Below are 13,511 nucleotides of genomic sequence, written 5' to 3' on the forward strand. Positions count from 1 at the left end.
GGTGCCGGTAACCCGACTGCAGCATGAAAGGCGACGGGTATAAGCGTGACTATCAGCTAACTGAATTATGGACAAGCAGACTGAACAACGATAATGACCATTGAAAGCCCCCTACTGCGTAGTGCCAATTAAGATTATTGCCACCGGCGCAGCGCTACCCTCTCAGTGCATCGAATCTTCGCGACTGGATCGGCAGTTGAATAAGCCGACTGGTTATGTCGAGCAACGCTCGGGCATTATCCATCGTTTTCACGCCAGCAATGATGCCAGCCAGGCCGAACTGGCGGTAGCCGCCCTGGATGATGCACTGGCTCGCCATGCCATCCCTCGCGATTCCATCGATCTGCTTATCTCAGCCTCGGCGATTGCCGTGCAGGCGCTGCCATTCAGCGGCGCGCATATACTCAAGCAGGCGGGGCTGCGGCAGGGGATTGCCAGCTTTGATATCAACACCAGTTGCGTCAGTTTTATCTCCGCCCTGCAAGTGGCGGCAGGATTGCTTAATACCGGCGTTTACCGGCGCATAGCCATTGTTTCCGCCGATATTGCTTCGCGCGGTATCGATTGGCAAGACGAAGAGTCATCGCTGATTTTTGGTGATGGCGCCGCCTGCGCTATTGTTGAACGCGGTGACGGGCGCAGCGGCATTTTGTCCTACCTGATGGAAACCTACCCGGAGGGCAGTGATCTGTGTGAAATCCGTGCAGGTGGCACGCGTTGCAACCCGCGAGCCGGGATGAATGACAGCGATTTTCTATTCCATATGAAGGGCAAGCAACTGTTCCGTCAGGCTTCGGCATTGATAGAACGCTACCTTGAGCGCCTGCTGGCTGCCGCCGGGCTGACGTTGGCCCAGATCGCCACCGTGGTGCCGCATCAAGCCAGCCACCTCTCTTTGGAACATATGCGCAAGCGGCTGCATGTGACGCCAGAGGCTTTGGTTGATATCTATCGTTACCGGGGTAACCAGGTCGCGGCGTCGATCCCTTCGGCTCTGCACGAAGCGGCCATCACTGGCAGGCTGAATGCCGGACGGCCGGTGATGCTGATTGGCACCGCCGCCGGGCTCACCCTGGGTGGCATGGTGCTGCTGCCATGAAGGTACTGGTAACAGGAGCCACCAGTGGGTTAGGGCGCAATGCTGCCGAATGGCTGCTGGCTGCCGGGCATCAGGTGCATGCTACCGGGCGCGACGAGGCCGTCGGGCGTCTGCTGGCCGCGCAAGGGGCAACCTTTACCGCGCTGGATCTGACCCGCGCCGGTGCGGAACAGTGCGATCGCCTGATGGCGGGGTATGAGATTGTCTGGCACTGTGCTGCCAAATCCTCTCCTTGGGGCAATCGTCAGGAATTTTATCAAACCAACGCTTATGTCACCGAAAAGCTGGCCAAAGCCGCAGGGCGTTGCGGGGTGAGGCGTTTTATTCATATCTCGACGCCAGCGATCTATTTCGATTTCAAGCACCATCACCGGCTGACGGAGAGTGAATTCTCTCTGCGGTTTGCCAACCATTATGCCGCCAGCAAATTTGCTGCCGAGCAGAGTATCGCCGGGCTGTTGCACCGATACCCGCAAACCACCTACCTGATCCTACGGCCTCGTGGCCTGTTCGGTCCGCACGATCGGGTGATCCTCCCCAGGATCCTGGCACAGCTACAACGGGATAACGGCGTGCTGCGCTTGCCTGGTGGCGGTTCAGCCTATCTGGATCTGACGTTTGTGCTCAATGTGGTGCATGCGATGGAGCTGGCCAGCAGCAAGCCACATTTGCCTTCCGGCGCTATCTTTAATATCACTAATCAGCAGCCACAACGGCTGGTTGATATGCTGCATCAGCTACTTCACCGGCAGCTTGGCTGGCAATATCGAGTGAAGTCGGTACCTTATCCCTTGTTGTTCACCGTGGCGGGCGCGATGGAACTATTATCGCAATTCACCAACAAAGAGCCGATGCTGACGCGTTATAGCGTGGCGACGGCCTATTTTGACATGACCCTGGATAACACTCATGCCATTGAGCAGTTGGGCTACCGACCGCGTTACAGTCTGGAACAGGGGATTGAACTGACGGCGGAATGGCTAAAACAGCAGGGAATGGCGGCAGATGGCTAACATCACCACGTTTGAGATCGGTTATTGCACCCATTTAGGCTGTATGGCGCTGCGTGGTTCGGCCATGCGCAACTGCAAATTCCCCTCCAGGGCCTATCTGCTGGAAGTGGGTGAGCGCCGCTGGCTGTGGGATACCGGCTATGCCAGCCATTTCGAACATTACACCGCCAAGGGGATTTTCCGTTTATATCGCCAGGTCACGCCAGTCTATTTCAGCCCGCAGCAGGCGCTGTTTGAGCAACTGCGCAGTTTGGGCATCAGCCCTGGCGAAATTGAGGCGGTGATAATTTCGCATTTTCATGCCGATCATATTGCTGGCCTGCGTGATTTCAGCCGTCTCAAGATGATTTGTTCCGGCGTGGGCTGGCAACAGACCCGCGAACTGCGCGGAATGGCTGCCTTGAAACGGGCGTTCGTGCCAGGGTTGATTCCAGAGGATTTTGAATCCTCGTTGCAGTTTGCTGAGGCATTCCCGATCCAGAGCCTGCCCGCAGAGCTGGCCCCCTTCCAACAGGGCTATGCGCTGCCGGGCAGCGCCGGGCAGATTGTTATCGTACCACTGCCAGGCCATGCTGCCGGGCATCTCGGTGCCTTTGTTCACACCGAGAGCGGCTGGACGCTGTTGGCAAGCGATGCTGCCTGGTCACCGCTGAACTATCAGCAACTGCGTGGCCCTTCACGGTTGGCAAACCTGATTATGGATAACCCGCGCAGTTATTATCACACCCTCGCAGCACTTAATCAGCTCTACCTTGGCGGTGCGGCGGAAATCCTCCTGTGCCATGAGGGGGATTTATGATCCCGTTGATGACCTTGTGGCACTACCTGCGTGCGCGGCGGCTACGCTTTACGCAACGCACGCAGTTGGAGGCTTACCAGGCCCGTCAACTGAAGCGCTTTGCCCGCCGGGTGCTGGTGAAAAGCCCATACTTCCAGCCTTTCCATTCACTGCCGATAGCCGAATGGCCGCAGATGGATAAAGCCGTCATGATGACCCATTTCGATCGTATGAATACGGCCGGATTACGGCTGGAGGAACTGCTGGCCTGTGCGCAACGCAGTGAAACCGACCGTGATTTCACCCCTAAAGTGGGCAAGTATAGCGTTGGTTTGTCGACCGGCACCTCCGGGCGGCGCGGCGTATTTGTGGTCAGTCCGCAGGAGCAGCAGATTTGGGCTGGCGGCATGTTGGCGAAAATGCTGCCGCAAGGGGCCTTCGCCGGTGAGAAAGTGGCGCTGTTTTTGCGGGCGGATAACAATCTTTACCACAGCGTCAACAATCGTTGGCTGAGTCTGGCGTTTTACGATCTGTTTGCGCCCTTTGCCGGGCATTTGCAGCAGATTGAGCGGGACCAACCCAGCATTGTGGTGGCACCAGCCCAGGTGTTGTGTGCCTTGGCCAGCGAAATAGAACGGGGCAATCTGCAATTGCGGGTCAAGAAGGTTATTTCGGTAGCCGAAGTGCTGGAGCCGCAGGATCGCCAATTGTTGATGCGGGTGTTCAACCAGGTCGGGGAGGTTTATCAGGCCACCGAAGGTTTCCTGGCCGCGACCTGCAGCCACGGCACCCTGCATCTGAACGAAGAGTTTATTCATGTCGAGCCGCAGTGGATCGATCAGCAGCGCTTTACCCCGCTGATCACCGATTTTACCCGCTGTACCCAGCCGATCGTGCGTTATCGCCTGGATGACATTTTGGTTCGGCGTGCGCAACCTTGCCCTTGCGGGCAGGCGACCATGGCTCTGGAGCGCATCGAGGGGCGCAGTGACGATCAACTGCTTTTGCCGGGGCTAAATGGCGTGGCGCAGCGGGTGTTTGCCGATTCGTGCCGCCGGGTGATTGCCAACGCGCTGCCAGCGGTGGCGGAGTATCGGCTGACTCAGCAGGGGAGCCAGCGGCTGCAACTGCTGGCCAATTGCCGCTTGGAGGCGTTGGTGAACTGCCAGCAGCAACTGCTTGCGTTGTTTGAACAGCAGGGTATCGCCACGCAGCAGCTTGAATGGCAGCTACAGGTGCAGGCCATTTTGCCGCAGTTTGATGCCAAGCGCAGGCGCATTGTTCGCGTGCCGGAGGTGGCATGATGGCCGTGACGTACCGTTTATGGCAGATGCTGTTGGGCTGGGGGTTTGTCGGCCTGGTTTACAACAGCAGCGACCGCTGGCAGGGGGCGGGGTATCAACTGACCCCTAGCTGGATCGATCGGGCGATCCCGTTCAGCCCACATGCGGTCTGGTTGTATCTGTCGTTCTTTCTTATTATTCCTTTGTGCTATCTGATTTGTCCGTTAAACCGCATCAAGTGGCTCCGAAGTTCCATGCAGCTCGCTGCGCTGGTGGCGGGGGTGATTTATCTGCTGTGGCCGACGACCATTGCTTATCCGCTCGATCAGGCCAACTCGCTGAGCTCTAGCCTGCTGGCAGCGTTGATCAAGGTTGATTCAAAACAAAACTGTCTGCCTTCATTGCATATAGCCTTAACGGTGCTGGCGGTGTGGGCTGCGGCGGATAGCCGAAACAAACTGCGTAGTGTATTGCTGGTAGCCTGGGGGCTGGGGATTGCCTTTTCTATCCTGCAATTGCGTCGTCATCTTTTGGTGGATTTGCTCAGTGGGGCGGCGTTGGCAGTGATGGTAGGATATGCCTGCCAGCGTATTCAATGGATTGCCAGTGGTGTGCGTCAGGGAGAGAGACAATGACAGACCTCGTGATACCGATAGTATTTATGCTGTGCGTGGTGCTGGGGGAGGCGCTGTGGCTCCAGCGGCGTAACAAGGGCAGTATCGACTGGCATGATGTTGTCTTCAACCTCAACTCCGGGCATATCATGCTGTGGTTGTTCCGTGGCCTGGAGATTGCCTGTTATGGCTATGTGGCCACGCATTATAACCAGGGCTGGCTGGACAGTTGGCCGGTTGCGCTGGTGTGGCTGTTTGCCCTGCTGGCGTGGGATTTCGGTTTTTACTGGCTCCACCGGTTGCATCACCGTTTCCGCCTGCTGTGGGCGGTGCATGTGGTGCATCATCAGGGCGAGCATTTCAACCTGTCATTGGGGGTACGCAACTCGTGGTATTCCTCGCTGACCTCGATCCCGTTCTTTATGCTGCTGGCGCTGGCCGGTGTGCCGCTCTCGGTGTTTATCACCGTTTCGATCCTGCATTACAGCATTCAGTTGTTCAACCACAATGCGCTGACGCCCAAACTCGGTTTTCTGGAGTCTATCCTGGTAACACCGGCCCATCACCGGGTGCATCACGTCAACGATCTGGCCTATTCCAACCGTAATTTCGGCGGCAGCTTTATCTTTTGGGACAAGCTGTTTGGCACATTCGGCCCCTCGTTGCCGAGCGGGCCCTTCACCTATGGCGTGCGCGGCGATAAATCCTCGGTTAACCCATTCTGGGCCAGCAACCTGCCGTTTCTGCGTTATTTCAAGCTGCCTTTCCGGCCTTCCGCCAACGCCGCCGGTTTCCGCTGTTCTGCGGGATGCCTGGTAAGCGGCGCGTTGCTGCTGTTTGCCCTGGTCCTGGGCTACGTTTACCGGTTTGGCTACGGTTATAATGGCCTGACAGGCGATCAGGCGGCGCTGTTTATGCTGCTGGCAACCGGGGCGATGGCGCTAGGGGGCATTGCCGAAGGGCGCAACTGGGGCGTGGGCGTCTGGCTGCTGGTGGCGTTAGCGTTTCCTTTGCTGTTGCTGGTTGCGCTGGGTTGGCATCAGCCCTATTGGTGGCTGATGGCCTGCGCGATTGCACTGCACGGTTGTGCCGTTGCTGCCGGTTGGGGCCGCCGGAAGGAAGCAGTGCATGGCTAATCTGCTGCCGCCATTATCTTACCCTGCAGATGGGGAGCAGGCATTTCATCTGGAACTGAAACGCCGGGCGCATGCTTATTTAAGTGGCCGCGGTGATCATCGCTTTGCCGATGCGGCCCGCTGGGCCAAAGCCATCGTTCTGCTGTTGCTGTGCGTGGGCTTTTACCTGCTCAGCCTGGCACAGCAACAAGCCCTGGCTTTTATGCTGTGCTATTTTGCCTTTGTCATGATGGGCATGTTGCTGAACGTGAATGTCAACCACGACGCGTCGCATAACGCTTTCGCCCGTACCCCTTGGGTGAACCGCCTGGCGGGGCGGCTGGTGACTATCCCGCTGGGGGTTGACCCGGATTACTGGCGTACGCGGCATGTGAGCTATCACCATGTGTATGCCAACGTCGAGCATTACGATCTGGATACCGAAGAGAACGGCTTTTTCCGCCAGACCCCTTTCCAGCGCTGGCGCAAGCATATGCGTTATCAACACCTTTACTGGCCGCTGATCGCCGCCTTGTCTCTGCCGTATATTGCGCTGGTGTTCGATTGGTCCGATCGTCTGGGGAAAACCCCGCTGGCTGCCGAAGCGGTGCTGGCCGGGCGCAAGGGCTGGGCGGTGTTTGTTGCCAGCAAGATCTGCCACCTGCTGGTCGTGCTGGCGATCCCGCTGTTCGTCTGCCAGCAAAACGGTATTGGCTGGCCGACGGTGCTGATCGCCTACCTGCTGAGCCAGATGCTGGCCTCGCTGTTGGTGGTGTTTTTACTGCTGGGCACGCATTGGGCGCAGGCCGAGTTTTACGCAGTGCCGGAGGGCGGCAAGATGCCACAGGGCTGGTATCGGCACAATTTTGCTACCGCCTGCGACTGGGAAACCGCACCGAAATGGTTGCAACACCTGACCGGCGGTTTGAATTACCATCTCACTCATCATCTGTTCCCCGGCTGGAACCACCGCCATTACCCGGCGTTGGCCACCATGCTGGCAGAGATCGCTACACGCCACGGGATGGATTACCGCTGTATTGGTTATCGCGAACTGTTAAATCAACAGCAGCGTTTTTTACGCACTATGGGGCAGCCCCCGCAATGAAGATGCCAGATACCACGCCGCTGCGGCCCTTGGTGTTCCAGCGGGAGAAGGGGGAAATCCATCAGGCGTTACTGCGCGCCAGTCAGGATTATCTGACCGCGCGTGGCGACCACCGTTTTGCCGACGGCGGGATGTTTGCCAAGGTGATAGCGCTGCTCCTGCTGTGTGCCGTTTTCTATGGTTTGAGCCTGCAGCAGCAAAACCCCTGGGCCTATTTCGGCTGTTACGTCGGCTTTATTTTTTCTGCCATGATGCTGACGGTAAACGTGGTGCACGATGCGTCGCACAATGCCTTCTTCAAGCGTGCGCGGCTAAACCACGGGCTTAACTTTTTCGTCAGTATACCTTTAGGGCTGGATGCCGACTGCTGGCGCGTGCGCCATGTCATTTTCCACCACGCATATAATAATATCGAAGGTTACGATCCGGACATTGAACCTAACGGCGTGTTGCGCCAAACTCCGTTCCAGCACCGCAAAGGCTTTATGCGCTTGCAGCAATATTACTGGCCGATAGTGGCGGCGTTGACCTTCCCGTATTACATCTGGCTGTTTGACTGGTTGGATCGCAGTGGAAAAACGCGCATGACGCCCAAGATGAAGTTTCACGGGGCGAAAGGCTGGGGAATTTTCCTGGCGAGCAAGCTGGCTCATTTTACGCTGGCGCTGGCGATCCCGCTGTGGCTCATGCCGCCCACGGTCAGCCCCACGGCGATAGGACTGACCTATCTGCTAAGCCAGATGTTGTCCTCTCTGGTTTTTGTGATGCTGATTGTCGGCACTCATTGGGCGAAGGCCAATTTCTTCCAGGTTCCGCAACAGGGGAGGATGGCGCACGGTTGGTATCAGCACGTTTTCGCCACCACCTTTGACTGGCTGGCTACGCCGCGCTGGCTGGGCTATTGGCTGGGGGGCGCTAACCTGCACCTGACCCACCATCTGTTTCCTCATTGGAGCCATCGGCATTATCCCGCGTTGGCGAAGATCATTGCCAAGGTGGCCGCCGAGCATGGTCTGGATTATCAGTGTCTGAGTCTGAAAACGTTATTGAGCATGCAACAGCGTTTTCTCGGTTCGATGGGCAAACAATAAGGGCCAGGCACTCTGCCAGGCCCCAAGGCTGGATTATTCAGGTTTCATACCCGCTGCCCCCATCAGCAGGCGGAACAGCGAGGCGACCAAAAACAGCCCCAGCACGCTGGCACTCCAGATGACCACCAGCCAGCCGACCCGTTTCCACCAGGGAATCGTTGAAGTTTTCTCATTCATCGTCTTTTCCATCATCAGTGATACCCATCGTCATGGCTCACCTTGCCGCGGAATACGTAGTAGCTCCAGAAGGTGTAGACCAGAATAATCGGGATAATAAACAGTGCGCCCACCAGCATAAAGCCCAGGCTCTGTAACGGCGCTGCTGCTTGCCACAGGGTAATGGCAGGCGGTATCAACAACGGCCAGATACTGATCCCCAGGCCGCTCAGGCCAAGGAACACCAGCAACAGCGTCAGCAGGAAAGGCGAGTAATGGGCGTTGTGGCGCACGCCTCGCCAGATCCCCCAGGCGCTAATCAGCACCAGTACCGGCACCGGCAGCAACCAGAACAGGTTTGGCAGGCTGAACCAGCGGGCGGCAATTTCTGGGTGAGCGATTGGCGTCCAGATGCTGACCACCAACAGGATCAGTAACAGGCTGACCAGCAACGGGCAGGTCAGGCGATACATCCTGGCTTGCAGATCGCCGGCGGTTTTCATTACCAACCAGGTACAGCCGAGCAGCGCATAGGTCACCACCAGGCCCAAGCCACAAAACAGTGGGAAAGGAGCCAGCCAATCCAGTGCACCGCCAACAAAGGCTCTGCCTTCCACCGGGAAACCGTTGATTATCGCCCCGACCACCACGCCCTGGCAGAAAGTGGCGAAAACCGAGCCCCAGATAAAGGCTTTATCCCAGATATGGCGTTTTTCTTCTTTGGCCTTGAAGCGGAACTCAAAGGCCACACCACGGAAAATCAGACCAAACAGCATCAGGGTCAGCGGAATGGCCAGGGCATCCAGGATCACGGCATAGGCCAGCGGGAAGGCGCCGAACAGCGCTGCGCCCCCAGCACCAGCCAGGTTTCGTTGCCGTCCCAGACCGGTGCCACGGTATTCATCATTACGTCGCGGTCGCGGCTGCCTTTCACCCAAGGGAACAGAATGCCGATACCCAAATCAAAACCGTCCATCACCACGTACATCATGGTGCTGAACACTATGATCACAAACCAGATCAACGGAAGATCGATACCCATGTTCAGCTCCTGTCATCCAACGTTTCGTGAACCGCGGAAAGCGGGCGGGCCGGGGTGCCGTGGCCGCTGGGCTGTTCGCCTTCATGGGCCTGCGGGCCTTTGCGGATCAGCCGCATCATGTAGGAGTAACCCACGCCAAACACCGAGCAGTAGACGACAATAAAGGCCAGCAGGCTGATGCTCATATGCATGTCGCCATGGGCGGAAACTGCATCTTTAGTGCGCTGTAGCCCGTAAACCACCCAGGGCTGGCGGCCGATTTCGGTGGTAAACCAACCTGCCAGCAAGGCGATCAGCCCAGATGGCCCCATCCATAAAATGAAGTGCAGGAAAGGTCTGGACTGATAGAGCCCACCGCGCCAGCGCAGCCACAGGCTCCAGACGCCAGCCAGGATCATCAGCATCCCCAACGCCACCATAATGCGGAACGACCAGAACACCACCGTGGAGTTGGGCCGGTCTTCCGGTGGGAAGGATTTAAGTGCCGGAACCTGCTCGGTGAGGCTATGGGTAAGGATCAGGCTACCCAGATAAGGGATTTCCAGCTTGAAGCGGGTCTCTTCACGCTCCATATCCGGCCAGCCGAACAGGATCAGCGGGGTGGCTTCTCCCGGTAGGTTTTCCCAATGGCCCTCAATGGCGGCGATTTTTGCCGGTTGGTATCTGAGCGTATTCAGGCCGTGCGCGTCGCCGATCAGCGCCTGGATCGGCGCCACCAGCAGGGCCATCCACAGGGCCATCGACAGCATCTTGCGCATGGCTGGCGTATCCCGGCCACGCAGCAGGTGCCAGGCGGCAGAAGCACCGACAAAGAAGGCCGATGACAGGAACGCGGCGGTGGTCATATGCAGCAGGCGGTAAGGGAATGACGGGTTGAAAATGACGTTGAACCAGTCCACTGGCACCACCACGCCGTTGATGATCTCATGGCCTTGTGGGGTCTGCATCCAACTGTTGGAAGCCAGGATCCAGAAGGTGGAAATCAGCGTGCCGAGTGCTACCATGCAGGTGGCAAAGAAGTGCAGGCCGGGGCCGACACGGTTCCAACCGAACAGCATCACGCCCAGGAAGCCCGCCTCCAGGAAGAAAGCGGTCAACACCTCGTAGGTCAGCAATGGGCCGGTGATACTGCCGGCAAACTCGGAGAAGAAACTCCAGTTGGTGCCGAACTGATAGGCCATCACCAGGCCGGAAACCACGCCCATACCGAAGTTGACGGCAAAGATTTTCGACCAGAAGTGGTACAGATCCCGGTAGACCTGGTTGCCTGTCTTCAGCCATAACCCCTCAAGCACCGCCAGATAACTGGCCAGGCCGATGGTGATGGCAGGAAAGATAATATGAAAGGAAACGGTGAAGGCAAACTGAATCCGGGCGAGCTCCAACGCATCAAGACCCAACATGACGCCTCCTTGAGATGTACATAAATTGACCTCTTAGTATAGCAATGGCTTTCTTATTAAAAAGTTGTGGTAAGTAGAGCACGAAGTCCGTTAACTATAATAGTGACAGTTATTTTACTTTTAACTATAACAGTTGGATTTGTATGACCAGATATGAACAACTCGCGCAGCAGATCCGCGAACAGATCCAGAACCGGGTGTGGCGTGCCGGCGACAAGCTGCCTTCGCTGCGGGAAAGCGGTAAGCGCGCCGGGCTGAGCCTGATGACGGTGGTACAGTCTTACCAGTTACTGGAAAGCCAGGGATGGATCGTGGCACGCCCCCAGTCTGGCTATTATGTCGCGGCTCGCTCACAGGCTCTGCCGCAGCCAATGCGGGGCGAAAAGCTGCTGCTGAGCGAACAGGTGGACATCAACGCCTTTATTTTTGATGTGCTGCAAGCCTGTAAGGATCCGTCGATTGTGCCTTTTGGATCGGCCTTTCCGGACGCCACTTTATTTATGCAGCCGAAGTTGGCCCGGGCGTTGAGCAGCGTGGCACGTAAATTCACCCCGCACAGTTCCCTCGCCAACCTGCCGCCGGGCAACGACGCCTTGCGCCGCCATATTGCCCAGCGTTACGCCCTGAGCGGCATGCAGGTAGCGCCGGATGAAATTGTGATCACCGCCGGTGCGATGGAGTCGCTGAGCCTCAGCCTGCAAGCGGTGACCCAGCCAGGGGATTATGTGGCCATTGAATCCCCGGCATTTTATGGCGCATTGCAGGCGTTGGAGCGGTTGCGGTTGAAAGCCGTGGCGATTGCCACTCATCCGCAGCAGGGGATCGATCTGGATTCATTACAGCAGGCTTTGGAACAGTATCCGATCAAGGCTTGCTGGCTGATGACCCATTTCCAGAACCCGCAAGGGGCAACCATGCCGGACGAGAATAAAAAACGGCTGGTGACCATGCTGCGTGAGCGCCAGATCTCATTACTTGAGGATGATGTTTATGGTGAGCTCTATTTCAGCGCCGAGCGGCCACTGCCTGCCAAGGCCCTGGACCAGGGGGGATATCCTGCACTGCTCGTCGTTCTCAAAATGCCTGGCTCCGGGGTTCCGTGTTGGTTGGGTGGCTGCCGGGCGCTATGCTCCACAGATCCAGCGTTTACAGTTAATGAGTACGGTGTCGACCTGTGTGCCAACCCAGATGGCGATTGCCGATTATCTGCTGCATGGCGGTTACGATACACACTTGCGCCGCCTGCGGCGTCTGTTGGCCCAACGGCAGAGCGCTATGCGCCAGGCGATCGCCCATCACTTCCCGCCAACGATAAAAGTCAGCCAGCCGGACGGCGGTTATTTCCTGTGGCTGGAGCTGGAGGTGGGGCAGTCTTCGATGGAGCTCTACCAGCGTGCGCTGGCAAAGGGCATCAGTATTGCGCCGGGGCGGATGTTTACCACCGGCAACCATTTCAATCACTGTTTCCGCCTGAATGCTTCTTTTGAGTGGAGCGACAGGTTTGAAGCCGCCATCCAGACCTTGGCTAAGTTGATCGGCGACCTGCCAGCGGCAGATTGAACTACGGGCTAGGCAAGATAATGTTTCAGTGCCCGCCCGGCCTGATGAATGGCAGAATGCACCGCCGGCACTTTGGCGAGTGGATTCAACAGGCCATAATCGTGTATCAGGCCGTTGTAGCGCGTTACCGTCACCTCTACCCCGGCTGCATTCAGTAGCCGGGCGTAGGCCTCGCCTTCGTCGCGCAGTACGTCCAGCTCGGCGGTTTGTATCAGCGCAGCGGGTAATCCCCGTAACTGCTCCAAGGTGGCATTGAGCGGGGAAGCCGTGATCTCTTTGCGCTGGGCCTTATCGGTGGTGTAGTTATCCCAGAACCATTTCATCATATTGCGCGTCAGAAAATGGCCTTCGGCAAACTGATGATATGACTCGGTATCAAAACTGGCGTGGGTCACCGGCCATAACAGGATCTGGCAGCGCAGGGCGGGCATCACTTTCTCTTTCGCCATCAGGCTGACCACCGCGGCCATATTTCCGCCAACGCTGTTGCCTACCACCGCCAGGCGCGTACCATCAACGTTGATCTTTTCACCGTATTCCGCCACCCATTCTGTTGCGGCATAGGCTTGCTGGATAGCCACAGGGTAATGTGCCTCTGGCGACGGGGTGTAATTGACAAATACCGCCGCGGCACCGGAGCTGTAGACCAGATCGCGCACCAACCTTTCGTGGGTTGGGAAGTCGCCTAACACCCAGCCTCCCCCGTGGAAGAACATAAACGCCGGTAATTTACCTTTAACTCGCGGCGGGCGTACGATGTGCAGCAGGATATCCTGGTCTGCGACATGAATGGTTTTCTCTTCAATCTCAACGTCATGCAGCAATACTTCCACGCTGCGCTGCGCCGACTCCAGTACTTTGCGAGCCTCCTTCGGTTTCATCTGCTCCAGGGGTTTGCCACCGCTGGCGTTCAATGCTTGCAGAAAGCTGGCAACGCCTTGTTCCGCCGCCGTCTTGGTGGGATCAAAGGTTTTTTTGGACATACGGAGATCCTTAGCGTTGGAAAATCGGGGGTGAAGGGGAAAGCCATAAACATTGTAGTCAATGCCTGCGCCTTTGTGCGTCACAGAGCGATAAAACGCGTAACGCTTCGGCAATGCCTGAATTTGGTGCATGGGATGCGCGATCGTGGTGCAAAAGTGGCTTGCGCAGCAGAACTGAGCAAATTATTTATGAGAGCGGGATCAGAAAATCAGAAGAATTTTGCGATTGAATAGGATTTCGAGGCTGATGATGATTTCAGGCCCTA

Annotated in this window: 11 protein-coding genes and 2 pseudogenes; 9 read left to right on the forward strand and 4 right to left on the reverse strand. The window is 57.1% G+C overall.

The features are described from left to right. Window positions 1-100: 100 nt before the first annotated feature. From ACQ86O_RS16535 to ACQ86O_RS16570, 8 genes are read left to right on the forward strand one after another with little or no spacing between them, the layout of a single operon-like run. Window positions 101-1,099 carry a 3-oxoacyl-[acyl-carrier-protein] synthase III C-terminal domain-containing protein gene (locus tag ACQ86O_RS16535; protein ID WP_431222012.1) on the forward strand — a complete coding sequence of 333 codons (999 nt, stop codon included), beginning with the start codon at window positions 101-103 and terminating at the stop codon, window positions 1,097-1,099. Beyond that, window positions 1,096-2,112: an NAD-dependent epimerase/dehydratase family protein gene (locus ACQ86O_RS16540; RefSeq protein WP_431222013.1), complete on the forward strand. Its 1,017-nt coding sequence runs from the start codon at window positions 1,096-1,098 to the stop codon at window positions 2,110-2,112. Before ACQ86O_RS16535 ends, ACQ86O_RS16540 begins: the two co-directional genes overlap by 4 nt. Then, window positions 2,105-2,911, forward strand: coding sequence for an MBL fold metallo-hydrolase (locus ACQ86O_RS16545; protein ID WP_431222014.1), 807 nt, complete (start codon window positions 2,105-2,107; stop codon window positions 2,909-2,911). The genes ACQ86O_RS16540 and ACQ86O_RS16545 overlap by 8 nt, the downstream gene beginning before the upstream one ends. Beyond that, window positions 2,908-4,194, forward strand: a complete 1,287-nt coding sequence (locus tag ACQ86O_RS16550; RefSeq protein WP_431222015.1) for a F390 synthetase-related protein — start codon at window positions 2,908-2,910, stop codon at window positions 4,192-4,194. The genes ACQ86O_RS16545 and ACQ86O_RS16550 overlap by 4 nt, the downstream gene beginning before the upstream one ends. Then, a complete protein-coding gene (locus ACQ86O_RS16555) occupies window positions 4,191-4,808 on the forward strand; it encodes a phosphatase PAP2 family protein (RefSeq protein ID WP_431222016.1) in 618 nt (205 codons plus the stop codon). The genes ACQ86O_RS16550 and ACQ86O_RS16555 overlap by 4 nt, the downstream gene beginning before the upstream one ends. Continuing rightward, window positions 4,805-5,923 (forward strand): sterol desaturase family protein, encoded by a 1,119-nt coding sequence (locus ACQ86O_RS16560; RefSeq protein WP_431222017.1) that lies wholly within the window; start codon window positions 4,805-4,807, stop codon window positions 5,921-5,923. The genes ACQ86O_RS16555 and ACQ86O_RS16560 overlap by 4 nt, the downstream gene beginning before the upstream one ends. Continuing rightward, window positions 5,916-7,010: a fatty acid desaturase family protein gene (locus ACQ86O_RS16565; RefSeq protein ID WP_431222018.1), complete on the forward strand. Its 1,095-nt coding sequence runs from the start codon at window positions 5,916-5,918 to the stop codon at window positions 7,008-7,010. Before ACQ86O_RS16560 ends, ACQ86O_RS16565 begins: the two co-directional genes overlap by 8 nt. Before the next feature lie 2 nt (window positions 7,011-7,012). After that, complete coding sequence (locus ACQ86O_RS16570) at window positions 7,013-8,101, forward strand: fatty acid desaturase family protein (protein ID WP_431225752.1); 1,089 nt, start codon at window positions 7,013-7,015, stop codon at window positions 8,099-8,101. 33 nt (window positions 8,102-8,134) lie between these two features. Here the strand turns inward: ACQ86O_RS16570 and ACQ86O_RS16575 are convergent, their stop codons facing one another. The 3 genes and pseudogenes from ACQ86O_RS16575 to ACQ86O_RS16585 all read right to left on the reverse strand — a co-directional run bounded on the left by ACQ86O_RS16575 (window position 8,135) and on the right by ACQ86O_RS16585 (window position 10,702). Continuing rightward, a complete protein-coding gene (locus ACQ86O_RS16575) occupies window positions 8,135-8,278 on the reverse strand; it encodes a DUF2474 domain-containing protein (protein WP_431222019.1) in 144 nt (47 codons plus the stop codon). A gap of 14 nt (window positions 8,279-8,292) precedes the next feature. Then, window positions 8,293-9,299: pseudogene (cydB, locus tag ACQ86O_RS16580) on the reverse strand (cytochrome d ubiquinol oxidase subunit II). 2 nt (window positions 9,300-9,301) lie between these two features. After that, the gene (locus ACQ86O_RS16585; RefSeq protein WP_431222020.1) at window positions 9,302-10,702 is read right to left on the reverse strand and encodes a cytochrome ubiquinol oxidase subunit I; all 1,401 of its coding nucleotides are present in this window, start codon (window positions 10,700-10,702) and stop codon (window positions 9,302-9,304) included. A 143-nt stretch (window positions 10,703-10,845) separates the two neighbouring features. Here ACQ86O_RS16585 and ACQ86O_RS16590 point away from each other — a divergent pair. After that, window positions 10,846-12,262: pseudogene (locus ACQ86O_RS16590) on the forward strand (PLP-dependent aminotransferase family protein). Window positions 12,263-12,270: 8 nt separating this feature from the next. On the opposite strand, the gene ACQ86O_RS16595 reads toward ACQ86O_RS16590, so the two are convergent. Then, a complete protein-coding gene (locus ACQ86O_RS16595) occupies window positions 12,271-13,245 on the reverse strand; it encodes an alpha/beta hydrolase (RefSeq protein ID WP_431222021.1) in 975 nt (324 codons plus the stop codon). Window positions 13,246-13,511 lie beyond the last annotated feature (266 nt).

This window comes from Serratia sp. L9, assembly GCF_050632285.1.
In the GTDB taxonomy this organism is placed as follows: Bacteria; Pseudomonadota; Gammaproteobacteria; order Enterobacterales; family Enterobacteriaceae; genus Chania.

Bases quoted from the DNA above. Each gene is read 5' to 3' on its own strand.
- ACQ86O_RS16540 (WP_431222013.1), top strand. From the start codon at position 1,096: ATGAAGGTACTGGTAACAGGAGCCACCAGTGGGTTAGGGCGCAATGCT.
- ACQ86O_RS16545 (WP_431222014.1), top strand. From the start codon at position 2,105: ATGGCTAACATCACCACGTTTGAGATCGGTTATTGCACCCATTTAGGC.
- ACQ86O_RS16550 (WP_431222015.1), top strand. From the start codon at position 2,908: ATGATCCCGTTGATGACCTTGTGGCACTACCTGCGTGCGCGGCGGCTA.
- ACQ86O_RS16555 (WP_431222016.1), top strand. From the start codon at position 4,191: ATGATGGCCGTGACGTACCGTTTATGGCAGATGCTGTTGGGCTGGGGG.
- ACQ86O_RS16560 (WP_431222017.1), top strand. From the start codon at position 4,805: ATGACAGACCTCGTGATACCGATAGTATTTATGCTGTGCGTGGTGCTG.
- ACQ86O_RS16565 (WP_431222018.1), top strand. From the start codon at position 5,916: ATGGCTAATCTGCTGCCGCCATTATCTTACCCTGCAGATGGGGAGCAG.
- ACQ86O_RS16570 (WP_431225752.1), top strand. From the start codon at position 7,013: ATGCCAGATACCACGCCGCTGCGGCCCTTGGTGTTCCAGCGGGAGAAG.
- ACQ86O_RS16575 (WP_431222019.1), bottom strand. From the start codon at position 8,278: ATGAATGAGAAAACTTCAACGATTCCCTGGTGGAAACGGGTCGGCTGG.
- ACQ86O_RS16585 (WP_431222020.1), bottom strand. From the start codon at position 10,702: ATGTTGGGTCTTGATGCGTTGGAGCTCGCCCGGATTCAGTTTGCCTTC.
- ACQ86O_RS16595 (WP_431222021.1), bottom strand. From the start codon at position 13,245: ATGTCCAAAAAAACCTTTGATCCCACCAAGACGGCGGCGGAACAAGGC.